The sequence below is a fragment of the Bradyrhizobium sp. SEMIA genome (assembly GCF_014844175.1).
Lineage (GTDB): Bacteria > Pseudomonadota > Alphaproteobacteria > Rhizobiales > Xanthobacteraceae > Bradyrhizobium > Bradyrhizobium arachidis.
In genome coordinates this window covers 3,014,178-3,040,385 of sequence record NZ_CP046601.1, presented here as the reverse complement: position 1 = coordinate 3,040,385, position 26,208 = coordinate 3,014,178, and the positions used below count along the sequence as shown (strand labels likewise).

The window sequence follows — 26,208 nt, the reverse complement described above, 5'->3', positions numbered from 1 at the left end:
ACCCCTTTTCCCGCATAACACGAGGACGTGACTGGCTTGATGCAACCCCGTAATTTCCGCGCCATCCCCGAGGGAGAGATGAGGAAACGCCATGGACAAGAAGATGCACGACAAGGGCCTGGAAGTCCGCAAAGCGGTGCTGGGCGAGACCTATGTCAACAATGCCCTGAAGAACGTTGATGATTTCAACCGCCCGTTCCAGGAGATGCTCAACGAATATTGCTGGGGCACGGTGTGGGGCCGCGAGGAGCTGCCGCGCAAGACCCGCAGCATGCTCAACATCGCGATGATCGCGATCCTCAACCGCCAGCACGAGTTTCGCGCGCATCTGAAGGGCGCGCTGACCAACGGCGTCACGCGCGACGAGATCCGCGAGATCCTGATGCAGGTCGCGATCTATGGCGGCATGCCCGCCGCCGTCGACAGTTTTCGCATCGCGCGCGAGGTGTTCGCGGAGATCGACGGGAAGGCGTGAAGGGCGAGCGAGGTCAGGGACGCAACGCCCTCACCTCCGTCGTCCCGGACAAGCGAAGCGCAGATCCGGGACCCATAGCCACAGGAAGATGTGGTTGCGGGGACTCGGAGTGAACGCTTCGGCACGACGACTCCTCCCTGTGGTTATCGGTCCCGGATCGGCGCGCGCCTAAGGCGCGCTTGTCCGGGACGACAGCGAGGATGGAACGAGAATCTTTCACAGCAACCAAGAAGAAACAAGGAAACACCATGGACATCGGATTCATCGGCCTCGGAAACATGGGTTTCCCGATGGCGCGGCGGTTGATCGAGGCCGGCCACAAGCTCGTCGTGTTCGACACGCGCAAGGAGGTCACGGACGGACTGGTGGCGCGCGGCGCAACGGCTGCGGCATCGCCGAAGGACGTCGCCGACCAGGTCGAGACCGTGATGGCGAGCCTGCCCTCGCTGCAGGCATCGCTCGAGGTCGCGACGGGCGCCAATGGCGTGATCGAGGGCAAGCGTGCAAAGCGCTTCATCGATCTCTCCACCGTCGGCTCGGCGATGGCAGTGAAAATTCACGGCTTGCTCGCCAAGCGGAACATCGTGCAGATCGACTGCCCGGTGTCCGGTGGCGTCGGCGGCGCCGAGAAGGGCACGCTGGCGGTGATGGTGTCGGGGCCGAAGGCCGAGTTCGAGCTGCTCAAGCCGGCGCTCGACGTGATCGGAAAAGTGTTCTTCATCGGCGAGAAGCCCGGCGCGGCGCAGACCATGAAGCTCGCCAACAATTTCCTGTCGGCCACAGCGATGGTGGCGACGTCGGAAGCGGTGGTGATGGGCGTCAAAGCCGGGCTCGATCCCGCCGTGATGATCGACGTCATCAATGCCGGCTCGGGCATGAACACCGCGAGCCGCGACAAGTTTCCGCGCTCGGTGCTGCCGCGAACGTTCGACTTCGGCTTCGCCACGGGATTGATGGTGAAGGACGTGCGGCTCGCGCTGGAGGAGATGAAGCACCTTGGCCTGTCGATGGAGGTTGCGGACGCGGTCGGACGTTTGTGGGAGACCGTGATAGCTGCGGAAGGCGCCGAGTCCGATTTCACCGCGGCGATCAAGCCGATCGAGAAGAAGGCGGGCGTCGTGGTCGGCGGGAAGACCGGCGGATTGGCCGGAAAGTAGTGTTGCGTTCTCCGCCGTCGTCCCGGGGCGCGCAAAGCGCGAACCCGGGACCCATAACCACAGGCGGGAGTTTGGCGAAGACTCGGAGTTCTCAGCGTCGCGCCAAACTCCTCCCTGTGGCTATGGGTCCCTGCGTTCGCAGGGACGACCAACTTTGTTGAGCCGGCGTCGCGCTCACCGTCGCCCCGCACAGCCCGCACAACCAAAACGCGAGCTTGCTGTTATTTGCTCTACGTCTCCATTCACCCTTGAGTTGTAATCTTTGTAAGTTATCCTGTCCTCTCTAGCCTGCAAAAAAATCAGGGAGGACGGAATGAAGCGTCATCGACACTTACTTGTCGGTGCGACCATGGCCCTGTTTGCCTGTGTCGCAATCGGTACTTCGCCCGCAATGGCGACGGCGTGCACTAATCTTCGATCCTTGCAACTCCAGCACACGGTGATCAATTCGGCGGACGACAACACGACCGGCACCTTCGTGCCGCCTGGCGCGAGCCCGATCACCGGCCTTCCCGCGTTCTGCCGCGTCACCGCGACCCTGGTCCCGAGTTCTGATTCCAGCATCAAGATCGAAGTCTGGCTGCCCGAAACCAACTGGAACGGCAGGTTCCTCGGCACCGGCGGCGGCGGCTTCCAAGGCGTGATCACCTATAGCGAGCTCGCCAGCGGCATCCAGGCCGGCTTTGCCGCGACCAACAGCGATCTCGGCACCGGGTCTTCGGGATGCAACCCGCTGTTCTGCGGCTCGGCCGGCAACATGGGCAATCCGCTCGCCATTCAATTCGGCGATCCGGCGGCGCCATCGACCGGCCTGTTCGGGCATCCCGAGCGGATCAAGGATTTCGGCTATCGCGCGATCCATCTGATGACCGTCCGCGGCAAGGAAATCGCCAACGCGTTCTACGGGCAGCGGCCGCAAAGGGCCTATTTCGCCGGCTGCTCGACCGGCGGCCAGAACGCCCTGATGGAGGCGCAGCGCTTCCCCAACGATTACGACGGCATCCTGGCGGGCGCAGCCGCGTTCAACCGCACCCACCTGCACATGGCCGGGCTCTACAGCTGGCAGAACGCGCATGCGACCCCGGGCCGGTTCATCCAGACCGGCCAGATGACGCTGATCAACCAGGCCGTGCTCAAGCAATGCGTCGGCCAGGACGGCGGCGCCAAGACCGACCAGTTCCTGACCGATCCGCGCGATTGCCGTTTCGATCCGAAGGTCCTGCTCTGCAAAGGTGGCAACGCGCCGCCTGCGTGCCTGACCTCGGAGCAGGTCACGACCATGCAGCGCTATTATGCCGGCACGATCGACCCGGTGAACGGGCAGATCATCAATCCGGGCTCCCAGCGCGGCAACGAGACCGACGACATCCGCGCACTTGGCCTCGCGTTCCAGGAGCGTCTCCCTGAGCCGGCCTTCGACGGCCTGTTCTACTGGGTGTTCGGCCCAAGCTTCGGCTATCCTTCAAGCCCAACCAATTTTGCCAATTTCGACTTCCACCACGACATCGCAAAAGTCGACGACCAGCTTGCGGCGGTGCTGAACGCAACCAGCACCGATCTCAGCGAGTTCCGCGAGCACGGCGGCAAGCTCTTGATGTATCACGGCTGGGCCGACCCGCTGATTCCGTCACAGAGCAGCATCAATTATTTCCTCGCGCTGGTGGGGAATGAAGGTCAGGGCTTCCAGCCGGTCGGGTTCTTCGATCATGACAACGGACATGGCAATGGACCTGGCAATCCGGCGCTGCGACGGACCCAGAGCTATGCGCGGCTGTTCATGGTGCCCGGGATGTATCACTGCTCGGGCGGGCCCGGTCCCAACACGTTCGATGCGCTCACACCGCTTGTCAAATGGGTCGAGGCCGGGGTCGCCCCGGACACGATCCTCGCCACCAAGTTCGTCGATGACACGCCGCCGGCGGTGCAGATGACGCGGCCGCTCTGCGTCTTCCCCAAGGTCGCGAAATACAACGGCAGCGGCAGCACCAGCATTGCCGCGAACTTCACCTGCATCACCGACGAGAACGACTTCAATCAGAAGCCGGCTCCGAAATACGGGCCGTGACATACAGGCAGGACCGGCAAGCACATGCTCGCCGGCCCTGCTATCCCTCAGATGCGGATTTTCGCGCGACGATGGCGTGGCTCACAGCCACGGCGCTGGCGTGTCCATCGCGATCAATTGCTCGACCTCCACGCGCGGGCGGACCACGGCGTATTGGTCGTCCTTCACCAGCACCTCGGGCACCAGCGGCCGCGTGTTGTAGGTGCCGGCCTGCACCGCACCGTAGGCACCCGCGGTCATGATGGCGAGGAGATCGCCCGCCTTCGGCGTCGGCAGCGTGCGGTCGAGCGCGAGATAGTCGCCGGTCTCGCAGACCGGGCCGACCACATCGGCCATGATGGTGGTGGCGCCCTTGGCCGGCTGCATCACCGGCAGGATATCGTGATGGGCCTCATACAGCGTCGGGCGGATCAGATCGTTCATCGCGGCATCGATAATGACGAAGTTCTTGCCGTCGCCGTGCTTCACATAGATCACCTTGGCGACGAGGATGCCGGCATTACCGACGATCATGCGGCCCGGCTCGAACATCAGCGTGCAGCCGAGATTGTGGCTGACGCGCTTGACCATGGCGGCATAGGCATCGGGCGCCGGCGGCGCGTCGCGGTCCATGTAATAGGGAATGCCGAGCCCGCCGCCGAAATCGACGTGGGAGATGTTGTGGCCGTCGCTGCGCAGCGTCTGCACGAATTCGGAGAGGATGCGGAACGCGGTCTCCATCTTGGACAGATCGGTGATCTGGCTGCCGATATGGACGTCGGTGCCGGTCACCTCGATGCCCGGCAGCTTGGCGGCGCGGGCATAGACCTCGCGGGCATAGGCGATCGGGATGCCGAACTTGTTCTCGGACTTGCCGGTCGAGATCTTTGCGTGCGTGCCGGCATCGACGTCGGGATTGACGCGCACGGAGATGCGCGCGGTCTTGCCCATCTCGGTCGCAAGGCGCGAGAGCAGCTCGAGCTCCGGCTCGGATTCGATGTTGAGGCAGAGGATGTCGGCGGCGAGCGCCGCGCGCAGCTCCGCCTCCGTCTTGCCGACGCCGGAGAACACGATCTTGCCGCCGGGAATGCCCGCGGCCAGCGCGCGCTTCAGCTCACCGCCGGAGACGACGTCGGCGCCGGCCCCGAGCTTGGCCAGCGTGCGCAGCACGGACTGGTTGGAGTTCGCCTTCATGGCGTAGCAGACCAGCACCTTCTCGCCGGCGAAGGCGTCGGTGAAGACGCGGTAGTGCCGCTCCAGCGTCGCGGTCGAATAGCAGTAGAACGGCGTGCCGATGGTTGCGGCCAGCTCGGACAGGTTCACCGCCTCGGCGTGCAGCACGCCGTTGCGGTAGTCGAAATGGTTCATGGCGTTGGCTCGGTTGCGCCAGCCTACCGGCTGGGTCTTTCGTCCAGGAGCGGGTCGAGGATAAACGATTTCTTGGTGCCCTTGGGCGCCGCCGGCGCAGCATCCGCACCATAGGTGGGGTTGAACACGCTCGGCGTCTTCTGGGCTTCGATCTCGGTGTCGGTCGGCGCTGCGATATTGGCCGTGGACGCGCTGGAGGCGGTCGGCGGCAGATCCAGCGGGCCCTTGCGGCCGCAGCCGGCCAGCGCGAGCGCCGTCAGGCTCAAGACAATGATGGCCCACCCCGAGCCGGCCGGGCGAAACTTTGACGTCACGACGAAATCCCCACTACGCGGCGCGCACCATACAGAGATTGGCGCGCTCTGGCGAGAGCCGGATGACCATGAAACATAAGCGAAATTTTGCCCTCAGCCCAATTTTCGCTCTTTTTCCAGCCGCTTCGCCCAGCTCTTTGCCTGCGACGCCACGTTCTTCGGCGCGGTGCCGCCGAAGCTGGTCCGGCTCTTCACCGACGATTCGACCGAGAGCACGGCGAGCACATCCTTGGTGATCTTGGGCTCGATCGCCTGCATCTCCTTGAGCGGCAGCTCGTGCAGCGCCACGCCGCCCTCGGCGGCCTTGGCGACGATGCGGCCGGTGACGTGGTGGGCGTCGCGGAACGGCATCTTCAGCGTCCGCACCAGCCAGTCGGCAAGGTCCGTCGCGGTGGCATAGCCCTCGCCCGCGGCAGCCTTCATCTTGGCCTCGTCGGGCACGAGGTCACGGACCATGCCGGTCATGGCGCGGATCGCCAGCGACAGCGCGGCAAAGCCCTCCATGGCGCCCTGCTTGTCCTCCTGCATGTCCTTTTGGTAGGCGAGCGGCAGGCCCTTCATCACGATCAGGAGGCCGTTGAGCGCACCGATGACGCGACCGGTCTTGGCGCGCACGAGTTCGGCGGCATCCGGATTGCGCTTCTGCGGCATGATCGAGGAGCCTGTGGTGAACTTGTCGCTGAGGCGGATCAGCCCGACCAGCGGCGAGGTCCAGATCACGATCTCCTCGGCAAAGCGCGACATGTGCACGGCGCAGATCGAGGCCGCCGACAACGTCTCCAGCACGAAGTCGCGATCGGAAACCGCATCGAGCGAGTTCGCCATCGGGCGATCGAAGAGAAGCGCCTTCGCGGTGGCATGGCGGTCGATCGGGAACGAGGTGCCGGCGAGCGCGGCGGCACCGAGCGGGGATTCATTGAGCCGCTTGCGCGCGTCCTGGAAACGGCCGCGGTCGCGCGCGGCCATCTCGACATAGGCGAGCAGATGATGGCCGAAGGTGACGGGTTGCGCGGTCTGCAGATGCGTGAAGCCGGGCATCACGGTGCCGGCATGCTCCAGCGCGCGCTCCACCAGCGCCTGCTGGAACTCCGCGAGCGCGGCGTCGGTCTCGTCGACGATGTCACGGACATAGAGACGGAAGTCGGTCGCGACCTGGTCGTTGCGCGAGCGCGCGGTATGCAGGCGGCCGGCGGCGGGACCGATCAGCTCGGACAGGCGGCTCTCGACGTTCATATGGATATCTTCGAGCGCGCGCTTGAACGTGAAGTCGCCCTTGCCGATCTCTGACAAGATCGTGTCTAGACCCTTGCCGATATTTTTCGCATCAGAAGCCGTGATGATGCCCTGGCTGGCCAACATCGCGGCGTGGGCCTTGGACGCGGCAATGTCCTGGGCGAAGAGGTGACGATCGACGTCGATGGAGACGTTGATCTCTTCCATGATCTCATCGGGACGTTCCGAGAACCGGCCGCCCCACATCTTGTTGCTCATGATCCCCTGCTCACGTCCTGCTTGCCGCATGTTTGCTGACAGCTGCCAGCCGTATTAAGAGGCCCCTGATAGCCATATCTGCGACCGGATGACAAACGATATGCTCGACAAGAAGCCCTCCGCCACGCGCCGGATCCCCATCGTCATCGCCACCGTCGTGGTCGGTGGCCTCGCCGGCTTCGCCGCGCTGTACGGGCTGGGCCTGAGCCGGGCGCCTTCAGGCGATCCGACCTGCAAGCCGGCGGTGGCCACGGCCCAGAAGATCGCCCCGCTCGCCCATGGCGAGCTGGCCGCCCTGACCATGGCCAGCGCGCCCCTGAAGCTGCCCGACCTCACCTTCGAGGATGCCGACGGCAAGCCGAAGAAGCTCTCGGATTTCCGCGGCAAGACGCTGCTGGTGAACCTCTGGGCCACCTGGTGCGTGCCGTGCCGGAAGGAGATGCCGGCGCTGGACGAGCTCCAGGGCAAGCTGTCGGGCCCGAATTTCGAGGTCGTGGCGATCAATATCGACACCCGCGACCCGGAGAAGCCGAAAACCTTCCTGAAAGAGGCCAATCTGACCCGGCTCGGCTACTTCAACGACCAGAAAGCCAAGGTTTTCCAAGATCTTAAGGCCATAGGCCGGGCGCTGGGCATGCCGACCTCGGTGCTGGTCGACCCGCAGGGCTGCGAAATCGCGACGATCGCCGGGCCGGCGGAATGGGCGAGCGAGGACGCGCTCAAGCTGCTCCGGGCCGCGACCGGCAAGGCCGCCGCGTCGCTTTAAGCGTTTTCAGGCCGTGACGTTGAGGTTGCCGCCGACGCCGGGGCCAACATTGGCGAGGGAGGGCTGACCGGCGCCAAGCAGCGTCAGGACCGTGGATTTCTCCATGTCCATGTTCTGCTTGGTCAGCGTCGCCGCGATATTCGATTGCAGCGCGCCTTGCTGTGCGGCCAGCATGGTGCTGACCATTGCCATCATGTCCATTACGCGAACCCTCGTACCGGGCGCAGCCTAGAGGCGAGCGGTTAACGGGACATGAATTGTCACTGGGCGGATGCACGTCCGCAGGGCGATAGTGCCGTAGGGTGGGCAAAGCGAAGCGTGCCCACCAATTCCATCGTGTGATCAAAAGGGGGACGGTGGGCACTGCGCTGCGCGCCTTTGCCCACCCTACAGTACTGGAGAATTGGATCAGCGCGTCGGAACCGGCTTGGCGCCGCGGTAGTCGTAGAAGCCGCGCTGGGTCTTGCGGCCAAGCCAACCGGCCTCGACGTATTTCACCAGCAGCGGGCACGGGCGGTACTTGGAGTCGGCGAGGCCCTCGTGCAGCACCTGCATGATCGACAGGCAGGTATCGAGGCCGATGAAATCGGCAAGCTCCAGCGGACCCATCGGATGATGGGCGCCGAGCTTCATCGCCGCGTCGATCGCCTCGACATTGCCGACGCCTTCATACAGCGTGTAGATCGCCTCGTTGATCATCGGCAGCAGGATGCGGTTGACGATGAAGGCCGGGAAATCCTCGGAGACGGCGACCTGCTTGCCGAGCTTGGCGACGAATTCCTTGGACGCATCGAAGGTCGCATCGTCAGTGGCGATGCCACGGATCAGCTCGACCAGCTCCATCAGCGGCACCGGATTCATGAAGTGAATGCCGATGAAGCGCTCGGGCCGGTCGGTGGCGGCGGCGAGCCGGGTGATCGAGATCGACGAGGTGTCGGAGGCGACGATCGCCTCCGGCTTCAAGATCGCGCAGAGCTCATGGAAGATCTTGCGCTTGACCTCTTCCTTCTCGACCGCGGTCTCGATCACGAGGTCGCAGTCGGCGAGGTCGTCCAGCTTCTCGGCGAGCTTGATGCGCGCGACCGCCTTGGCCTTGTCGTCCTCGGTCACGGCCTTCTTGGAGACCTGGCGTGCCAGATTGCCGTTGATGGTGGCCATGCCCGACTTGAGGCGGTCGGCCGAAACGTCGTTGAGCACCACGTCGAAGCCGGCCAGCGCCGCGACATGCGCGATGCCATTGCCCATCTGACCCGCGCCGATCACGCCGACCTTCTTGATCACTGCCGCCATAATGTCATCCACCGGAACGGCGCGCAGATCGCGCCCTGCCTATCCCCTGAGCCGGGAGGTCTGATTTGACCAGAAGCCGATTTAATCAGAACCCGGGCTCGAAACCTAGATTGGATCGCTTCGAAGGCGTGCCCCACGCCAAAGAAAACGCCTCGAAAAAGAAAAACCGGCCGGAGTTTATGCCTCCGGCCGGTGTTTTTAACGCGTTTACTTGCCGAGCTTACCGAGTTCGGCCGTCAGCTCCGGAACCGCCTGGTAGAGGTCGGCGACCAGGCCGTACGAGTTCGGCCGTCAGCTCCGGAACCGCCTGGTAGAGGTCGGCGACCAGGCCGTAGTCGGCGACCTGGAAGATCGGCGCGTCCTCGTCCTTGTTGATCGCGACGATCACCTTGGAGTCCTTCATTCCGGCCAGATGCTGGATCGCGCCGGAAATGCCCACCGCGACATAGAGCTCGGGGGCCACCACCTTGCCGGTCTGGCCGACCTGCCAGTCGTTCGGGGCATAGCCGGCGTCCACCGCTGCGCGCGAGGCACCGACGCCGGCGCCGAGCTTGTCGGCCAGCGGCTCGATGTACTTGGCGAAGTTCTCGCGGCTCTGCATGGCACGGCCACCGGAGACGATGATCTTGGCCGAGGTCAGCTCCGGACGGTCGCTCTTGGCGACTTCCTCGCCGACGAAGGTCGACAGGCCCGGATCGGCCGCCGCAGCAACGCTCTCGACCGGCGCGCTGCCGCCTTCACCGGCAGCGGCGAAGGTGGAGGTGCGGACCGTGATGACCTTCTTGGCGTCCTTCGACTTCACCGTCTGGATGGCGTTGCCGGCATAGATCGGACGCTCATAGGTATCGGGCGCGACCACCTTGATGATCTCCGAGACCTGCATGACGTCGAGCAGGGCTGCGACACGCGGCATCACGTTCTTGAAGCGCGAGGTCGCGGGCGCGACGATCGCGTCATAGGACGGCGCCAGCGAGACGATCAGCGCGGCCAGCGGCTCGGCGAGATCGTGCGCATAGGTCTCGCCGTCGGCGAGCAGCACCTTCTTGACGCCGGCGAGCTTGGCAGCGGCGTCCGCCGCGGCCTTGGCGTTCTGGCCGGCCACCAGCACCTCGACGTCCGCGCCGAGCGCGGCAGCCGCGGTCAGGGCCTTGTTGGTCGCATCCTTCAACGACGCATTGTCGTGTTCGGCAATCAGAAGCGTCGTCATCAGAGCACCCCGGCTTCGTTCTTGAGTTTCGACACCAGCTCGGCGACGTCCTTCACCTTGACGCCCGCCTTGCGGCCCGCCGGTTCAGTCGTCTTGAGAACCTCGAGACGCGCGGTGACGTCGACGCCGTAATCGGCGACGGCCTTCTCCGCGATCGGCTTCTTCTTCGCCTTCATGATGTTGGGCAGCGAGGCATAGCGCGGCTCGTTGAGGCGAAGGTCTGTGGTGACGATCGCCGGTCCCTTCAGCTTCACGGTCTGCAGGCCGCCGTCGACTTCGCGCGTGACCTTGAAGTCCGAACCTTCGACCTCGAGCTTCGAAGCGAAGGTCGCTTGCGACCAGCCGAGCAGCGCGGCCAGCATCTGGCCGGTCTGGTTGCTGTCGTCGTCGATCGCCTGCTTGCCGAGGATGATCAGGCCCGGCTGCTCCTCTTCAGCAACCTTCTTCAGGATCTTGGCGACGGCGAGCGGCTCGACGTTGCCCTCGGCCTTCACCAGGATGCCGCGATCGGCGCCCATGGCAAGACCGGTACGGATCGTCTCCGACGCCTGCGCCGGTCCGATGGAGACCACCACGACCTCGGTCGCCTTGCCGCCTTCCTTCAGGCGCAGCGCTTCCTCGACCGCGATCTCGTCGAACGGGTTCATGGACATTTTGACGTTGGCGAGTTCAACGCCCGATCCATCGCCCTTGACGCGGACCTTGACGTTGTAATCGACCACCCGCTTTACCGGCACTAAGACCTTCATCGATCCTCTTTCACTTGTAATCGACCACCCGCTTTACCGGCACTAAGACCTTCATCGATCCTCTTTCACTCAATTTAGGAGGGGGGTTATTCAACTGGCGCGGAACCTAAAGGCCTGATCCGGCCCGGTCAACGCGCGACAGAGCCAAATTTTAGACCTTAGAAATGCTGATCTCAATGGGTCAGCGGTTCTGGCCAGGAACCCAGAGCACATCGCCGGAGCCGTTATGGTTAGCGGCGCGGCTGGCCACGAACAGGAAGTCCGACAGGCGGTTCATATACTGGATGCCAGCGCTACCAACGGGCTCGCCGGGCTGCGCCGCCAGTTCCACGATTACGCGTTCCGCCCTGCGGCATATCGTGCGGGCGACGTGGAGGTAGGCCGCGGCCGGCGTGCCGCCCGGCAGCACAAAGGACGTCAGCGGCGCGAGCTTGTCGTTGAGTGCGTCGATGTCGCGCTCGAGCCGCTCGACCTGGCTCGCGACAACCCGCAGCCGCTCCGCTTTGCCTTCCCGCTCGGGCACTGCGAGATCGGCGCCGAGATCGAACAGATCGTTCTGGATGCGGCCGAGCATCGCGTCGAACTCGGGCATGTCACGGGTGTGCAACCGCACCACGCCGATTGCGGCATTGGTCTCGTCGACCGTGCCATAGGCCGCGATACGCAGATCATATTTCGGACGGCGCTCGCCCGAGCCGAGCGCTGTCGTGCCGTCGTCACCGGTCTTCGTATAGATGCGGTTCAATACGACCATATGGACCTCTTGTTTTAGGGCATGATCTTGTCGAAAAACCGCTTCACACTTTGCGCTAACGCGGCCCTTCGGGTCCGGATCATGTCCTATCGCCCCATCGCCCAGACCGCGGCCATCGCGATGACGATCGCCACGAACTGAAGCAGCACGCGCCAGCGCATCAGCTTCTGCGAGGTGTTGGGCGAGCCGCCGCGCATCATGTTGACGAGGCCGAGCAGCAGTACCAGCGCCACGGCGCCGACCGCGATCGGCAGGATGAAAGTACTCAGGATAGATGCCATTAGGGGGTGATAACACCGTGTGCGGCGGTCCGCCATGGCGTTGGCGATCTGGCTTTCAGGCCGAGAATGTCAGAAGCTAACGGCATGATTTCCGATTTGCGTCCGTCGTCGGCCGTCTTCGCCTCCCCCCGAGGGCGGGACGAGGGAGCAGTACAGGGCACACAGTGAAGGCAATCCGTACCATCTACAACGTCGTGGAGGACGCCTTCTACACGTTCCTGGCCGACGATGGCTGGGCGATCGCGAGCCACATCGCGCTGTCGACGCTGATGGCGCTGTTCCCGTTCCTGATCGTGCTGACATCGCTCGCCGGGTTCTTCGGCTCCAAGGAACTTGCCGACCAGGCCGCCAGCCTGATGCTGCAGGTCTGGCCCAAGCAGGTCTCCGATTCGATCTCGGGCGAGGTGCACGACGTGCTGACCACGACCCGCTCCGGCGTGCTGACCATCGGCGCGGCGCTGTCGGTCTACTTCGCCTCCAATGGCGTCGAGGCGTTGCGGGTCGCGCTCAATCGCGCCTATGCCGTGGTGGAGATGCGGCGCTGGTACTGGCTGCGTCTGGAATCGATCGGCTATACGCTGGTCGCCGCCTTCACCGCGCTCGCCATGGCGTTCCTGATCGTGCTCGGCCCGCTGCTCATCGAGGCGGCGCGGCGCCACATTCCGCTGTTCGTCGAATCCAACGAAAGCATCCTCACCTGGCTGCGCTACGGCATCACCATCGCCGCGCTGGTGGTAGCACTGTTCATCCTGCACGCCTGGCTGCCGGCGGGACGGCGCAGCTTCTTCCAGATCCTGCCCGGCATCGTGTTCACGATGGTGGCGTCGCTAATCTCGGGCGTCGTGTTCGGCCAGTACCTGGCGCGCTTCGCCAACAACTACGTAACGATGTATGCGGGGCTCGCCTCGGTGATCATCGCCCTGGTGTTCTTGTATTTCATCGCCGCGATCTTCGTTTACGGAGGCGAGCTCAACGCCGCGATCATCAAGTCGCGGCTTCCTCACGGCGTCTCGCTTCAAGCAGCGCAGTCGCTAAAGCCCTAGGCGACACGGGCTTGACCAGGAAGGCGTCGGCGCCGGCCTCGCGCGAGGCCACCTCGTCCTCGCCGCGGCCGGACACGCCGATGATGGGGATCTGGGCCAGCGGCGCCGGCATGGTGCGGATCCGCCTGATGGCCTCGATGCCGTCAATGCCCGGCAGCACCATGTCCATCAGCACCGCATCAAACGCGCCCTGCGCCAGCCGGTCGACCGCGTCCTCGCCGCGCCCGACGAACTCGGCATGATGGCCGAGCTCGGTCAGGATGGTGTTGAGCACGACGCGGCCGAACGGATTGTCCTCGACGCTGAGCACGCGCAGCGCAGCCATTGCATCCGCTTCACTGCCGTTCTTCGATCTGCGGGACCTTGCCGGCCCCGCCGCCTCCAGCGACACGGTCAACGTGAAGGTGGCGCCGCCGCCGCGGCGCGGCGCGACGGTGATGTCGCCGCCCATCGCGCGCGCCAGTTGCTTCACCGAGGACAGGCCGAGCCCGGCGCCGCCGAAGCGCGAGGCGATGGTGACGTTCGCCTGGGTGAACGGGCGGAACAGCCGCTTGATCTCGGCCATGGTGAGGCCGATGCCGCTGTCGGAGACCGAGAAGGCGACCCCGACCCTCCCCTTCGCCTTGTCGCTCTTCCTGCCCTTGGCGGGGCGCCAGGGCGCCACCGCGAGCGCCACACCGCCATGCTCGGTGAATTTGACGGCATTGTCGATCAGGTTCTCCAGCGCGGCGCGCAGCCGGACCGAGTCGCCGACCACGAGGCCCGGCAGCTTTCCGGAGATCTCGACCTCAGCCTGGAGGCCCTTGGCCGCGGCACGGCCAGCCAGCGAATCGCCGGCGCTGCGGGCGAGCGTCCTGAGGTCGAACAGGTCCTGGCGCAGCGTGTTGCCGCCCGTCCCTGTTCTGGCAGCGTCCACGAACAGCGTGGCGAGGCTCGCCAGATGCTCGGCGCCGGCCTTGATGGTGTCGGCCCAGCGCCGCTCCCGCTCGCCGAGATCGGAGGTCGCGAGCAGGTCGCTGATCGCGAGAATGCCGGTCAGGGGGGTGCGGACCTCATGAGCAAAGGCAGCGAGCGCGGCCTGGACCACGTCCGGCGCGTCCGCCTTGGTGCTGCGCTGACGCAACCGGCCGGCCGTCCCGGACTGCTTCCGAGGCGGTCGCCTGGACATCCGCGTGGTGCGCGCTGGGCGCGTTTTCGCCGCCATAACTCCCCTTCGAAGAACATCCTTCGAACCCCGGGCTCGCGGCAAGAATGGCACGGCGGAACACCTGGAGTCACGGCGGCGTTTGGCTAAACCCCAGAGAAACTTAACCTAATCCCACCAGCTGGCGGATACCGGCGGGTGTCATGCCGGCTGCGCGCAACTCGCGCAGGCCGGTCGAGCGGTCTGACTTCGACAGCTTCCGCCCCTCGCCATCGCGAATCAGGCCGTGGTGGCGATAGGCCGGTTGCGGCAGACCGAGCAGGGCCTGGAGCAGGCGGTGCACCGAGGTGGCATGAAACAGGTCCTGGCCACGCACCACCTCGCTGACGTCCTGGAGGGCGTCGTCGACGACCACGGACAGGTGGTAGCTGGTCGGGGTCTCCTTGCGGGCCAGGATGACGTCGCCCCAGGTCTCCGGCCGCGCCGGGACGGTGCCGCGGAAGTCCAATCTTGCATCGATGGCGACAGCTCGCATTAGACCAGGTTGAAAAGGCCGTCGTGTGAAGCGGCGGACGTTGTCCCACGCACGACCGCAGTAGCTCGCGCGCGTTCCGCGGTCCAAGGCGTTAATAATTTGCGAGGTGGGTGGGACGGTCGATGCGGGAAGCAAGCGAGTCTAAGAGCCGCAGAAGAACCTTCGATCAAGCACACCGTTCTCAGTCGCACAGTTAGCGAGCTCGAGCATCTCGTCGGAGCTTCTTTGTTCGAGCGCTCAAGCGGCGGGATCAAGCCTACTATCACAGGCCGAACGGTTCTCCGAATTGCACAGTCAATATTGGAGGAGCTTGACGTGCTCGTCGACGCCGGTCAGTCTAATGCTCGCGGTGACTCTGGCCACCTTGCCATAGGCTTCTGCACGTCCATCGCTAATGGAAAACTGCGGGATGCCGTAGCGGAATTCAAGAGACGGTTCTCGCAGATCGGGCTCGGAACGACAGAGCTCTCCCGTCTCCGCCTGATGACCACACTTCACAGCGGAGCCATCGATGTGGTCATCAGCCCGGGACGCCCACTTTCAAAAGAGACCAGCACGCTACGGCTTTGGAGCGAAAACATTGTGGCATTGCTGCCTCAGAACTACTGCCTTCTCGCGAAGTCATTTACTGGAGCGATCTAGTTAGTGAAACAAATCTCTTGAGCCAGCATGATCCAGGCCAGGAGCTGGAGGATATATTAGTCTCAAAGTTTCTTGCTCCAGATCGCCGTCCCTCGCTTTCGCGTCATAACGTCGGCCGTGGCGTTATCAAAAGTCTCGTAAGCATGGGAATGGGGCTGAGTCTGACAATCGAGTCCGATATCACAAAGACATTTGCCGGATTGGTATTTCGAGAACTGATGGACGGAACAGGGACAAGCCGGCTGAATTTCTATGCGCATTGGCGACCTGACAATGAGAACCCGGCTCTGAGGAATTTCCTCGATCTCCTTTCGGAGCGTTATTCTTCACCTCCGCGGGTCTTCTCCGACTGAATTGCCCGGCGCAGTTTCGCAAAGCCGCGGTCCGTGGCCATGAAGCGCGCCAGCATGGGTGCGATCAGCTTTGATGGATCGACGCTCTGCCGGCTTTCGCGCGCCAGAGCCTCCGCATAGGCGACGAGATCCCGATGGACTGACGCTGGAAGGCTCCCTCAGATGGGAGTGAATAGAAAGGGGACGGGATGACTTATCGCAACAAGCCCTTGCCGGCATCGTAGGACGGCGTAGAAAAAGAAGCGCTGGCGGAACGTTCAATCAAGCGTCGCTGCCCGGCTCGATACGCACGAAATCGTCCGGAATTTCGCGCAGGAAATTCTGACCCTTCTGCAAGCGGCGGCCGAGCGCTTCGACAAATCCTTCAAAGCGCTCGCGGCCCTTTGCCTGCGCGGCCGCCTGCGCGTCGTTGGGTAATGGCGGTGTGATCGTCAGCCAGAAGCGGATGAAGAGAGCTAGGGTCTCGGCCGTTAAACCAACGTCACGCTCGAGCCTCTGCATCTGACGCGACAGCCGATCAAGGCGCCGGGCAAACGCCGCTTCCCGCCTGTCCGCTCCGTCGGGCGAAAGAAAGCAGGCGACCGCAGCTTCCACGATGGAAGACCGGGATAGCTTCTTGCGATCGGCGAGCTCCGAGATCTGCTTCAGTAATTCTGGCGGGAAGTAGACGTTCATCCCGTCGCGCATATTGGCTCAGAGCTCCATACCGTCGTTTGGGTCCATGACGACTTGACGGGCAACACCGCGCATCTGTTGGCGTATGAGCCGGGTCTGACGGATGGCGTCCTCATCATCGTCAAGAACGGCAGCAAATTCCTCCGCCGGCGTCGGTTCGGTCGTCTCCTTGGCGATTGCGACGTGATCGGGGAGTTCAGGCTCACGACGCAGCCCGCTGTTCGCCGCAGCCTCGAGCAACCATCCATTCCCCCGGGGCGGGTGCCGCGGCAAGGCCCATCTTCTCCAGGTGCTGAAGGCGGCCGACCATCAGGCGTCGGATCTCGGGATCGGACTGGCCAGGGTTCTCGGGACGAAGATCGATAGAGCCGGTCTCATCTACCGCCAGCCGGATTTCCCGATCGAGCCGCGTCCATCGTTCCGCCGTGACTTCTCTCTCCATCGAATTCCGGATCTCGTGCTCAGGCTTTGGACCCAGTTCGATCGCGACCAATTCCTCGGCGCGTGAGCGAAGGCCCTGACTGATGTAGTCGCGGGAGATCACGAGATCCGTCCCCTTCTCATCTACTCCCCGAACGAGCAGATGGACGTGAGGGTTGTCGGTATTCCAATGATCGACAGCCACCCAATCGAGCCGCGTGCCGAGGTCGGTTTCCATTTGCCTGGCGAGGTCCCGCGTGAAGGCCTTGAGGTCGGTCATGTCACCGGCATCCTCTGGCGAGACGATGAACCTGAAATGATGCCGGTCGTCCTTGCAGCGTTCCGCGAAAGCCGCGCTATCGGCGCGGTCGCGGCCCTCATCGAACATCTCGGCCCGCTCGCCACTCCGGGTCACGCCATCGCGCTTCAGTTATGAAAGATGGGCTGTCAGCGGCGCCGAGCGGAAGGCTCTCCCTTTGTGACGAACCACGCGCGTCTTCACCACGACGCGCCGGGTTGGGCTGAATAATCTTGCGCGGCTGAACGCGAGGCGCCCGCGGCCGAACGTCGAGCGCCCGTAGGCCGCCAGACCGCCTGCCAGCCCCGGTCTGCCCCGAGTTATGTCCTGCCTTCTTCGCCGCCCGCAGCACCTGATTGATGAAGCTCTTTTGCTTCGGCGCGCGGGTACTGCGGATGCGCCCAGGCCGAATACGCAGGTCGCTGTCGCCCACGCTCACGGCAGGGCCTCCAAACTATCACAAGCACGCACAGTGCCGAAAACGCCTTTGATTGCCTTCGTCAAAATACAAGGCGCGGCACGCGCCCCGACCGACCGGCACGCCAGAACCCAAGCCATGCCAATGGCTTGCGGTTCGACCGGTGTGTTCCGTGCGCCGAAGGACACTGCGGTCGACTACGTCAAGCGCGTGATCGGGGCTGCCCGGCGACCGCATCTGCGGCCTGGCTGAGCTGGACGCTCTGCCGCTTCTGCGCTTCCAGCGCCCGGTTGAGCGAGGCCTCGTAGTCGCGGGCGCGCGTCAGATCGTTCTTGGCGGACTGGGCGAAGCGGTCGATCTCCTCGTTGATCGTGCGCTTGAGATCCTCGACCTGCTTCTCGGTCTGGCGCAGCGCCGGATGGCGCGGGCCGAGCTCGCCGGCCTGCTCCGCGTATTTCTTGCGGGCGTCGGCATATTGGGCGCGCAGGTTCGCGATGGTCGGCGATTGCAGCGCCTCGGGGATCGCGCCGGCATCTGCCGCCGTGCGCCGGCTGGCCTCGATCTGGTCGAGCCGCGCCTGCGCGTCCATCGTCGCCGCGCGGGCTGCCGACAGCCGCTGGTTGCTGGCGGAGAGCTGCTGGTCGCTGATCAACGCGTCCTGGGTGCCGACGAAATTGTTCTGGGCCTTGTAGGTGGCGAGCGTGGTTTCGGCGTTGCGCAGCCGCTCGCGCAGCTCCTTGAGGCGGCCGGAGAGATCGTTGGTGGCGCGCCGTGCGGCAGAGGCCTGCGAGTTGCGGGATTCCGTGAGGTAGGCGTTTGTCAGCGTGTTGGCGAGCATCGCTGCCTTCGCCGGGTCGGTCGACCAGACCTCGATGTCGACGATGAAGCTCTTCTCGGTCTTGCGGATGGTGATGTGCTTGTTCAGCGCCTCGAGCGCCCCGAGCTGCACTTCCCTGCTGTCCGCGGCCGAGGGCGCGCGGGGCTGAAGGCCGATCAGGCCGAGCAGCGACGACATCAGGCTCTTGCCGTCACTGCCGCCGAATTCGGGATCCTTGTCGAGGCCGGCCTGTTGGATCACCTGGAGCAGCACGCTGTTGGACGTGATCAGGCGCGCCTGGCTCTCCACCACCATGGCCATGCCGGAGACGTCCTGCGCCCGCGGCGTGAGCTCGCGATCGACCAGCTGCAGCTCGCGCGGATCGACATAGAGCTGGGCGGTGGCGGTGTAACGGGGCGTCATGCTCTTGCCGACGGCAACGGCGAGCGTCGCGCCGAGCAGGGCGGCCGCGGCAATCGCGACCTTGCGGCGCCAGAGCAGATGGGAAAGCTCCAGCACGCTGAAGCCGGCCTGAGGCTTCTGCCGCGGAGCCTCCGGCCTGGCGCGATCTATCGGCTGGTTATAGTCAAGCATGGTCCCCAGCTTTCATTCCAACGGCCGCGGGCTGAGGGGTTACTCTTCGCTTTACGCCACGCACCCGGGATATAGGTGCCCAATCAACGCAACAGGGAAAATTAACCATACTCATTGAGGGACTATTCACCGAAATGGCAAACAAAGCGTTTAAGCGCATGCTGCTCTTGAACGCGTCACCGCGATGCAGTCCCCCAGAGATTAATGGTTCGTTACCGCGCGCGAGCATGCCGCGAAGCTTTGCTTCTCCTGCGATGGCCTGCGCGCGCATGATTGTCACATCTTCCGCAGGATGACGTGATAGTCGCCGCGGCGGACATCGGTCCCGCGCGGCAGTACGGCATTCAGCACGGCGGCACCGGCATCGACCAGGGCTGCGAACAGCGGCTTGCGCCGGCGCATCTCGGGATAGCGCGGGCTCTCGACCTCGCGGCGGTAGATCATCTCGAGGCCGTTGGCGGCGGCGAAGGCTTCGAGCCGCGGCAGCGTCACCAGCGGATGGAAGAAGGTCGGGAACGGCGGCTCGCCGGGCAGCCCGGCATCCTTGATTCCGCGGATATTCCGGTAGAACCAGACGTGAAACCAGTGCGGCGAATATTTGGTGACGACACCGGACAGCGAGCGCGGATTGGGCGCGCCGATCAGGATCATGCCGCCGCGCTTGAGCGCGTCGCGGAAATTCAAGAGCGCAGCGTCGACATGGGGCAGATGCTCGATCACGTTGTAGCAGATCACGAGATCGAAGGCCTCACGGCCGAAGCGGTAGGTCTGCACGTCGCCGAGGATCGCTTCATCCGCGTAGGTGTTGTTACGAACCTGGTCCTCGTCGATGTCGACGACGGTGATCTTGCTGCGGCTCAGCAATTCCGGCGGCACGACGCTGCACGAGCCGCCGCCGGCTTCGTAGATCGCGAGTGGGCCCTGCGGCAGCTCGCGGCGCAGCGTGTCCTGCACGGCGAGCAGGCTGTCGCGCGCTTCGCCGGGCACGAGGTCGTGCAGCGCCGGCGCCTGTGCGGCGGCCGCGGGAAGGTGGGTGACTGTCGCGAAATCGATCGTGGCTGGCTTGTTCATTTTTTCTGACCGCGCTTGTTCTATTCAAATTTACAGGAAAAAACTCGCGAGCCCGAAGGGCAAATCCGATGCCGCGCCGCTTCACGCGTCACGGTGCTTACGTTCGGGTTAATGCGCACGGTCGTTAACTACGGCATTGTTCATGTCGGGCCGTCTTCGCGGCGATGGACCACGAATTGCAGTACCACGCACGCATGATTGCGCGGGAGAAACAGGCGAAAGCGGTTAAGTGCATTGGTACGGCGAGATGCGGCTCGGCGCCGTGTTGCGCATCCAGGCCGGGCGTTCATTTTGGGACGGATCCGTGCCGCGGCGATGTGCCGTCGCGGGACGGCGCCGATCCCGCGCGATCGAAGCAGGGCTTTTTCAATCTATCTCGGACATCTAGAACGTCATGACATTGATCCCGACAGACCTGTCAGCCACGCGTCTCCAGGATGCCGTGCGCGATCCCAACCGGGAGATCGCGGCGAGCTCCCGCGTCATCGACCTGTCGGTCGGCATCGTCGTCTGCATTCCCTGCTTCCGCCGTCCGCAGCATCTGCGGCTGACGCTGGACTCGCTCGTGAACCAGCGCACGCCGCGCTCCTTTGCCGTCGTCATGGTCGAGAACGATGCCGCGCGGCGCGAGAGCGCGCCGGTCGCCGCCGAGTATCTCGCCGACGGCAGGCTTCAGGGCATCTGCCTCGTCGAGAAGCGGCAGGGCAATTGCCAGGCGATCAACGCCGCGTTCGAGACGGCGCAGGCGCTGTTTCCCGCCGCGACCCGCTTCCTGATGATCGACGACGACGAGATCGCCTCGCCCGACTGGCTCGAGCTGATGGTCCGCACCGCGGAGGCGACCGGCGCCGACGTGGTCGGCGGGCCGGTGCTGCCCGTCTTCGAGGACGACAGCAGGCCGTGGCTCGCGCGTCATCCCGCTTTCTGTCCCGCCTACGATTACACCGGCGCGGTGCCGCTGATCTATGGCTGCGGCAATTGCCTGATCACGCGCGTGGCGTTCGAGCGGTTCGAGCGTCCCGCCTTCGACCTGCGCTTCAATTTCCTCGGCGGCGGCGACTGCGATTTCTTCGTGCGCTGCCGCGATGCCGGCATGACGTTTCACTGGACCGCGGAAGCGGTCATCACGGAGACCGTGCCGCAGAGCCGCACCAGCCTCAGCTGGATCGCCAAGCGCGGCCTGCGCATCGGCGCGATCAACTACCGTGTGCAGTCGAAGGCCGCGCAGAAGGCGGGGGCACGGGTTCGGGTATTTGCGCAGATGCTGGCGCGCTTGCCGCTATCGCTGCTTCGCTCCGCGCGCCTGCTCGCGACATCGAAAGCCGTCGTCGCCATGCATCCCACGCTGGTCGCGCTCGGCTCTCTGCTCGCGGCGTTCGGCATCGAGCCGAAGCCCTACGAGGCCTCGAAGATCGTATCCTGACGTGACGGTATCGGGTTAGATGCCGAAGCGGGCGAGGGCAGTTCTCGCCACGGCGCGCGGCAGCGCCTTGAGCGATCGCCGGCCGATCATCCCGAGATAGCCCAGGGCCTGGCGATATCGGCCGAAGCGCACCGCCTGCATCGCCGCATAGGTGACGAGATGGATCTCGGCGGCCCGGCGCAATCCGGCCGCGGTGCCCTCGGGCAGCCGCGCCAGGATCAGCCCGTCGTCGAACACGCGCGCGACCGCCGGGAAGAAATCCTGCGGCGTCCGCACCGCCGCGTTCATGGTGTTGGCGGTGTGCAGGCGATAGTCGAGCAGCAGCTTGGGCGCGAACTCGAATTCTCCGATCGCCGCGAGGCGGCACCAGCAATGCCAGTCCTCGCAATATCTGAGCGAAGTGTCGAAACCGCCGATGGCGCGGAAGGCTTCGGCACGCGCGAGCGCGATGCCGCCATTGACGATGAAGTTGCCGGCCGCGAGCCGCGCCAGCACGTCGCCGGAGGGCTTGCGGCGGCCTTTCAGCAGCTCGCGCCGGCCGATCTGCCGTCCCTCGCTGTCGATGGTGTTGTAGTCGCCGTAGACGAGAACCGCGCGGGGAGCGCGCGCGCCGAGATTGCGCGCGGCCGACACGCCGGCGGAATCGTTGGCCAGCAGGCGCAGCCGCGGGTCGCGCATGGCGCGAACGATTGCAACCGTGTCGTCCGACGAGCCGTCGTCCACGACGATCACCTCGCCGACCTCGCTCTGCGCCAGCGCGCTGACAAGGGTTTCGCCGATATAGGCCGCAACGTTCTTGGCGGGGATGACGACGGACACTGGCGCGGTCGGGCTCGCCGGCAGCGGCAGACGCACCGCTGGAGCGATGCGTGAAGAAGCCGGCAAATCGAGAACGTCTTCGGCGGTGATCAGAGCCACAGCTCGCCTTTAAGGATCCGTTAACCAGGGCGCATCTGTCGAACCGGAATTGCGATCGATCGCAACATCGGCCCGCTCGCGAATGATACTCGCATTACGGCCAAATCGTTGCCGCAAGGACCTGCGCGTCTGCGGTTTCGTCAATTAGCGTTAAGCCGATGGCATTAAGCCTGTGGCAAATTTGGAAGAGTGCGGCAGCCGGTCTCATGCGAGAATGCGCATCTGACTGCTCGCGGATGGATTCAGTGCCCGCAAAGACATTCGACTACGACTCCGATGCCATGGTCCTCAATCTCTTCTACGAGGACAAGGACGATCGCTGGTTTCCGGGCGACCGGCATCTGCGGCGCATGGCGCGCCGGATGCTGCTCGGCGAGCCGCGCATGAGCGGGCAGCTTCGCGTGTTCCTGAATCTTTGCGCGGGGCTCGACCGCCTCGGCATCCGCTACCGTGTCAACGACTACGGCTACATCGCGCAGCATCCAGGCGAGCTCGCCTGCATCATCGGCCGCACCTTCCTGCTCGACAAGTTCGCGTGGAAGAACCCGATCCTGCTCGGGGTTGCCGCGCACAATCATCCGCTCGACGACCCCGATTTGTTCAAGCGCCTGCCGGTGAAGAAGGTCGTGGTGCCCGGGCCGTGGTACGTCGACATGTACCGGCCGTACTGGCCCGACACGGAGGCCTGGCCGGTCGGCATCGACACCGATCTCTGGGCGCCGTCGCCCGCCTCCGACAAGACCGTCGACGTGCTGATCTACGACAAGGTCCATTGGGACCGCGAGCGCTATGCGCCCGAGCTGATCGAGCCGGTTCGCGCCCGTCTCGCCGAGGAGGGCCGCTCGTTCATCGAGTTGCGTTACGGCAGCTACAAGGAGGAGGACTACCAGGCCGCGCTGGCGCGCTCGCGCGCGATGATCTTCCTGTGCCAGAACGAGAGCCAGGGCATCGCCTATCAGCAGGCGCTGTCCTGCGGCGTGCCGGTGTTCGCCTGGGATCCCGGCGGTCCTTGGCGGGATCCCGATTATATCCGCACCGCGTCCAGTTCGGGCCGGTGTCCTCGGTGCCGTACTGGGACGCGCGTTGCGGCACGAGGTTTGCCGACGTCGCGGGCTTCGAGACGGGCTGGGACGATTTCTGGGCCGGATGCGCGGCCGACAGGTTCGATCCGCGCGGCTTCGTGCTCGACAATCTCACGCTGGAGCAGCGCGCGCTGCAATATTACGAGATCGCGCGGAGCATCGTGCGCCAGCAGGCGGTCCCGCAGACCTCAGGCCGAGTGGTTGACGAATGCTTAACAGGCATCGGCTAGAACCTGAACTTTCCCGGCTTCATCGACCTGCCTTGAGCCATGGATCGCAGCGCCGCTGACATGACCGACGTCGAGGCCCGATCGCTCGGTTACGCCTTCCGCGATGGGCTTGCGGGGCTGAACGCCGTGCAGGCGGCGCGATGTCTCGTCGCGATCGCAGCGCTGCTCCTCGTGCTGGTGACGCTCGATCCGTTTCCCGATTTGCGCAGTGAGGCCGCCACCACCGTCGTCGGCGGACGCATGGCGCTCGCCTATATCTCCTGGGGCCTGCTGGCTGCGGTGGCGGTGCTGTTCGTCGCCAGCACGGACGGGCCTTCGCTGAGGAGCCTGGTCACGCCGCTGCATCTCTGTCTCGTCGGCTGGCTGCTGGTCAACATCATCTTCTCCGAGAGCCGCGGCGTGTCGATCCAGCGCTTCGTGCTCGCCGCCAGCGTGACCTCGCTCGCGGTGCTCTTGCCGTTGCTGCCGCCGACCCAGCGCAGCTTCAATCTGTGCCTCGGCGGTGCCGCGCTCGTGCTGCTGGTGCTGTGTTATCTCGGCGTCTTCCTCGCGCCGCAATACGCGACCCACACCGCACTCGACATCACCGAGCCGATGCTGGCCGGCGACTGGCGTGGCAGCTTCGGCCACAAGAACGTCGCTTCGCCCGTGATGACCATCCTGGTCTATGTCGGCATTTACCTCACCGCCGTCGGCTCGTTCGTGATGGGGCCGGCGGTCGCAGCGCTCGCCGGCATCTTCCTGATCTTCACCGGCGGCAAGACCTCGTCGGTGCTGTGCCTTGCCATCTATGGGCTTGCATCGCTGGTCTATGTGACGCGGAGCCTGTGGCTGAAGCGGATCATCTGCTTCGTGCCGTTGATCGTGATGAACCTTTTGACGGTCGGCAGCGTCTTGAGCCCGGCGCTCGGCGCCATGACGCGGCAGCTTCCGCTGGATCCGACCTTCACCGGCCGTTCCGACATCTGGGAGTTCGCGCTCGCGGCCGTCGCCGAAAAGCCGGTCATCGGCCACGGCTACGCGGCGTTCTGGGACGACGTCACCGAACGGCAGACCGCCCAGGGCGCCGAATGGGCGACGAGCGCGGCGCACAGCCACAACAGCTATCTGGACCTCGCGGTCACCATCGGCTTGCCGGGACTGCTGCTCGTCATCCTCGTCTTCGTGCTCGCGCCGCTTGGCAATTTCCAGTCGGCCCAGGCCTATAGCCGCAGCGGCGCGCTGGCAAAACTGTTCCTGACCGTGTGGCTGTTCGGTCTCTACTACGGAACCACTGAAACTTTCCTGCTCGAGCGGCAGAATCCGATCTGGTTCATGTTCGCGCTCGCGGTCGCCGGCCTGCATTTCCTGGCCAGGTTCCAATGCGTTGATCAGATGAAACCCGAACGCTGACAGCTTGTCGCAGGGCCGTGGTGGGACCGGCTTAACGATAAGCAGCGACGTTGCTTGTGGTCTGCGGCAAAACATAATCTATCTGGAAACATTCAGTAATCGTATGTCCCGCGGATGACGTTTGTCAGCGTCGAGCAAGTCAACGGTCAGGTGTCCAGCGCGTCGGGAATCGCGGTCGATTTCGTGCGCGACTGGCGGCAGGCCGCATCGCGCCTGAGCGCAGGCCATCGCACCGCGTTCCAGCATGCTTACTGGCTCGGGCCCTGGTACGAGGCGTTCGGCGGCGGCGCGCCGCTGATCGCATTGATCTCCGATGCGGCGACGGGCAGGGACATCGCGGTGGTGCCGATGGTCAGCCATATCAGGCGCGGCATCCGCATCGTCGAATTTGCCGATTTCGGCGTCACCGACAACAACGCGCCGATCCTGGCGTCCGATGCAGCGCTGGACGCGGCGGCGATGGATGCGATCGGGGAGGCGCTCGTCGAGGCCTTGCGCCCGCTACCCGACGGCTTCGATCTGCTGCGCCTGAAGAAGATGCCGGCCCATGTCGGCGGCAAGGCCAACCCGCTGGTGTCGCTCGGCCGGATCGGCTCGAGCTCGCTCAATGGCAATCTCGTGCTGACCGGCGACCACTATGAGGCCTACCAGGCCTCGATCAAGCGCATGCAGATGCCTCGCTGCTGGCGCGTCTTCAGCCGGCACGCGGGCGCACGGTTCGAGATCGCCTCCGGTGTCGCGCGTGCACATGAGCTATTGGACGTGATGGATGCCCAGCAGCAGGCGCGCATGCGCAAGCTCGGCTCGCGCTTCGTCCTCAACGACGAGACCCATGCGAAATTCTATCGCGAGATCGCGCGCCAGGGTGTTGCGGATGGTTATGCCGTCATCTCGGCGCTGGTCTGCGACGAGGGCGTCGTCGCCACCACGCTCGGCGTCAGGCTGGGCGCGACCTATTTCCTCCTGCGCATCAGCCACGCCGGCGATCCATGGTCGAGCTGCTCGCCCGGTCTGCTCGTCACCGAGCGCACCATGGCCGCGCTGCATGCACAGGGCGTGCGCCGGTTCGATCTCAGCATCGGCAATCACGACTACAAGCGCCGCTTCGGCGCCGAGAAGGTGCCGCTGACCGATGTCAGCGTCGCGCTGTCCTGGCGCGGGCTCCCTTATGCCTTGCGCGACCATGCCGCGCAGGGCCTGCGCCGTCACCCGAGGCTTGCCGCCATCGCCACCCCGGCGCTGCGCAAGATGCGTTGA

22 protein-coding genes and 7 pseudogenes are annotated in these 26,208 nt (G+C 64.6%); 11 read left to right on the top strand and 18 right to left on the bottom strand.

Going from position 1 to position 26,208, the window contains the following annotated elements; translation table 11 throughout:
- Positions 1-91: 91 nt before the first annotated feature.
- The 3 genes from FOM02_RS14925 to FOM02_RS14915 all read left to right on the top strand — a co-directional run bounded on the left by FOM02_RS14925 (position 92) and on the right by FOM02_RS14915 (position 3,697).
- Complete coding sequence (locus FOM02_RS14925) at positions 92-475, top strand: carboxymuconolactone decarboxylase family protein (protein ID WP_027562819.1); 384 nt, start codon at positions 92-94, stop codon at positions 473-475.
- A gap of 248 nt (positions 476-723) precedes the next feature.
- Entirely contained in the window at positions 724-1,632 is a 909-nt protein-coding gene (locus tag FOM02_RS14920) for an NAD(P)-dependent oxidoreductase (RefSeq protein ID WP_265441853.1), read from the top strand.
- A gap of 313 nt (positions 1,633-1,945) precedes the next feature.
- Positions 1,946-3,697: a tannase/feruloyl esterase family alpha/beta hydrolase gene (locus FOM02_RS14915; RefSeq protein ID WP_265441852.1), complete on the top strand. Its 1,752-nt coding sequence runs from the start codon at positions 1,946-1,948 to the stop codon at positions 3,695-3,697.
- Between the two features lie 81 nt (positions 3,698-3,778).
- Here FOM02_RS14915 and lysA read toward each other — a convergent pair whose 3' ends face one another.
- From lysA to argH, 3 genes are all read right to left on the bottom strand, one after another.
- The gene (gene lysA, locus FOM02_RS14910; protein ID WP_027562817.1) at positions 3,779-5,044 is read right to left on the bottom strand and encodes a diaminopimelate decarboxylase; all 1,266 of its coding nucleotides are present in this window, start codon (positions 5,042-5,044) and stop codon (positions 3,779-3,781) included.
- Between the two features lie 23 nt (positions 5,045-5,067).
- Positions 5,068-5,358, bottom strand: a complete 291-nt coding sequence (gene lptM, locus FOM02_RS14905; RefSeq protein WP_027562816.1) for an LPS translocon maturation chaperone LptM — start codon at positions 5,356-5,358, stop codon at positions 5,068-5,070.
- Positions 5,359-5,451: 93 nt separating this feature from the next.
- Entirely contained in the window at positions 5,452-6,849 is a 1,398-nt protein-coding gene (gene argH, locus FOM02_RS14900; protein WP_027562815.1) for an argininosuccinate lyase, read from the bottom strand.
- Between the two features lie 100 nt (positions 6,850-6,949).
- Between argH and tlpA the strand changes: the two genes are divergently transcribed.
- Positions 6,950-7,615 (top strand): thiol:disulfide interchange protein TlpA, encoded by a 666-nt coding sequence (gene tlpA / locus FOM02_RS14895; RefSeq protein WP_027562814.1) that lies wholly within the window; start codon positions 6,950-6,952, stop codon positions 7,613-7,615.
- Positions 7,616-7,621: 6 nt separating this feature from the next.
- Here the strand turns inward: tlpA and FOM02_RS14890 are convergent, their stop codons facing one another.
- From FOM02_RS14890 to FOM02_RS14865, 6 genes are all read right to left on the bottom strand, one after another.
- The gene (locus FOM02_RS14890) at positions 7,622-7,816 is read right to left on the bottom strand and encodes a putative motility protein (RefSeq protein ID WP_027562813.1); all 195 of its coding nucleotides are present in this window, start codon (positions 7,814-7,816) and stop codon (positions 7,622-7,624) included.
- A 207-nt stretch (positions 7,817-8,023) separates the two neighbouring features.
- Entirely contained in the window at positions 8,024-8,905 is an 882-nt protein-coding gene (locus FOM02_RS14885) for a 3-hydroxybutyryl-CoA dehydrogenase (RefSeq protein ID WP_027562812.1), read from the bottom strand.
- Between the two features lie 220 nt (positions 8,906-9,125).
- Positions 9,126-10,112 carry an electron transfer flavoprotein subunit alpha/FixB family protein gene (locus tag FOM02_RS14880; protein WP_265441851.1) on the bottom strand — a complete coding sequence of 329 codons (987 nt, stop codon included), beginning with the start codon at positions 10,110-10,112 and terminating at the stop codon, positions 9,126-9,128.
- Entirely contained in the window at positions 10,112-10,861 is a 750-nt protein-coding gene (locus FOM02_RS14875) for an electron transfer flavoprotein subunit beta/FixA family protein (RefSeq protein WP_028146409.1), read from the bottom strand. The genes FOM02_RS14880 and FOM02_RS14875 overlap by 1 nt, the downstream gene beginning before the upstream one ends.
- 181 nt (positions 10,862-11,042) lie before the next feature.
- A complete protein-coding gene (locus tag FOM02_RS14870; RefSeq protein WP_027562143.1) occupies positions 11,043-11,615 on the bottom strand; it encodes a cob(I)yrinic acid a,c-diamide adenosyltransferase in 573 nt (190 codons plus the stop codon).
- Positions 11,616-11,701: 86 nt separating this feature from the next.
- The gene (locus FOM02_RS14865) at positions 11,702-11,896 is read right to left on the bottom strand and encodes a twin transmembrane helix small protein (RefSeq protein WP_018646527.1); all 195 of its coding nucleotides are present in this window, start codon (positions 11,894-11,896) and stop codon (positions 11,702-11,704) included.
- Positions 11,897-12,060: 164 nt separating this feature from the next.
- On the opposite strand from FOM02_RS14865, the gene FOM02_RS14860 reads away from it, so the two are divergent.
- Complete coding sequence (locus tag FOM02_RS14860; RefSeq protein WP_027562142.1) at positions 12,061-12,939, top strand: YihY/virulence factor BrkB family protein; 879 nt, start codon at positions 12,061-12,063, stop codon at positions 12,937-12,939.
- Here FOM02_RS14860 and FOM02_RS14855 read toward each other — a convergent pair.
- Positions 12,881-14,143 (bottom strand): ATP-binding protein, encoded by a 1,263-nt coding sequence (locus FOM02_RS14855; protein ID WP_027562141.1) that lies wholly within the window; start codon positions 14,141-14,143, stop codon positions 12,881-12,883. The genes FOM02_RS14860 and FOM02_RS14855 overlap by 59 nt on opposite strands.
- A gap of 103 nt (positions 14,144-14,246) precedes the next feature.
- A pseudogene (locus FOM02_RS14850) lies at positions 14,247-14,582 on the bottom strand (glutamate--tRNA ligase family protein); the annotation flags it as partial.
- 45 nt (positions 14,583-14,627) lie between these two features.
- On the opposite strand from FOM02_RS14850, the pseudogene FOM02_RS46820 reads away from it, so the two are divergent.
- Both FOM02_RS46820 and FOM02_RS14840 read left to right on the top strand, forming a co-directional pair.
- Positions 14,628-14,831: pseudogene (locus FOM02_RS46820) on the top strand (hypothetical protein); the annotation flags it as partial.
- Between the two features lie 102 nt (positions 14,832-14,933).
- Positions 14,934-15,260 (top strand): LysR substrate-binding domain-containing protein, encoded by a 327-nt coding sequence (locus FOM02_RS14840; protein ID WP_231164421.1) that lies wholly within the window; start codon positions 14,934-14,936, stop codon positions 15,258-15,260.
- A 319-nt stretch (positions 15,261-15,579) separates the two neighbouring features.
- On the opposite strand, the pseudogene FOM02_RS14835 reads toward FOM02_RS14840, so the two are convergent.
- The 6 genes and pseudogenes from FOM02_RS14835 to FOM02_RS14810 form a co-directional block, all read right to left on the bottom strand.
- Positions 15,580-15,765, bottom strand: a pseudogene (locus tag FOM02_RS14835) (DUF2274 domain-containing protein); the annotation flags it as partial.
- 109 nt (positions 15,766-15,874) lie between these two features.
- The gene (locus FOM02_RS14830) at positions 15,875-16,300 is read right to left on the bottom strand and encodes a CopG family transcriptional regulator (protein WP_027565186.1); all 426 of its coding nucleotides are present in this window, start codon (positions 16,298-16,300) and stop codon (positions 15,875-15,877) included.
- Positions 16,301-16,306: 6 nt separating this feature from the next.
- A pseudogene (locus FOM02_RS14825) lies at positions 16,307-16,522 on the bottom strand (conjugal transfer protein TraG); the annotation flags it as partial.
- Between the two features lie 4 nt (positions 16,523-16,526).
- Positions 16,527-17,445 (bottom strand): annotated as a pseudogene (locus FOM02_RS14820) (relaxase/mobilization nuclease domain-containing protein); the annotation flags it as partial.
- A 217-nt stretch (positions 17,446-17,662) separates the two neighbouring features.
- Positions 17,663-18,835, bottom strand: a pseudogene (locus FOM02_RS14815) (GumC family protein); the annotation flags it as partial.
- Positions 18,836-19,111: 276 nt separating this feature from the next.
- Positions 19,112-19,906: a class I SAM-dependent methyltransferase gene (locus FOM02_RS14810; RefSeq protein ID WP_027563150.1), complete on the bottom strand. Its 795-nt coding sequence runs from the start codon at positions 19,904-19,906 to the stop codon at positions 19,112-19,114.
- 394 nt (positions 19,907-20,300) lie between these two features.
- On the opposite strand from FOM02_RS14810, the gene FOM02_RS14805 reads away from it, so the two are divergent.
- Positions 20,301-21,329: a glycosyltransferase family 2 protein gene (locus FOM02_RS14805; protein WP_027563149.1), complete on the top strand. Its 1,029-nt coding sequence runs from the start codon at positions 20,301-20,303 to the stop codon at positions 21,327-21,329.
- Between the two features lie 15 nt (positions 21,330-21,344).
- On the opposite strand, the gene FOM02_RS14800 is transcribed toward FOM02_RS14805, so the two are convergent.
- Positions 21,345-22,241 (bottom strand): glycosyltransferase, encoded by an 897-nt coding sequence (locus tag FOM02_RS14800; RefSeq protein ID WP_265442182.1) that lies wholly within the window; start codon positions 22,239-22,241, stop codon positions 21,345-21,347.
- Between the two features lie 251 nt (positions 22,242-22,492).
- Here FOM02_RS14800 and FOM02_RS14795 point away from each other — a divergent pair.
- The 3 genes and pseudogenes from FOM02_RS14795 to FOM02_RS14785 all read left to right on the top strand — a co-directional run bounded on the left by FOM02_RS14795 (position 22,493) and on the right by FOM02_RS14785 (position 26,208).
- Positions 22,493-23,559 (top strand): annotated as a pseudogene (locus tag FOM02_RS14795) (glycosyltransferase).
- Between the two features lie 39 nt (positions 23,560-23,598).
- Positions 23,599-24,951 (top strand): O-antigen ligase family protein, encoded by a 1,353-nt coding sequence (locus FOM02_RS14790; RefSeq protein ID WP_027563146.1) that lies wholly within the window; start codon positions 23,599-23,601, stop codon positions 24,949-24,951.
- Positions 24,952-25,065: 114 nt separating this feature from the next.
- Positions 25,066-26,208 carry a GNAT family N-acetyltransferase gene (locus FOM02_RS14785; protein WP_027563145.1) on the top strand — a complete coding sequence of 381 codons (1,143 nt, stop codon included), beginning with the start codon at positions 25,066-25,068 and terminating at the stop codon, positions 26,206-26,208.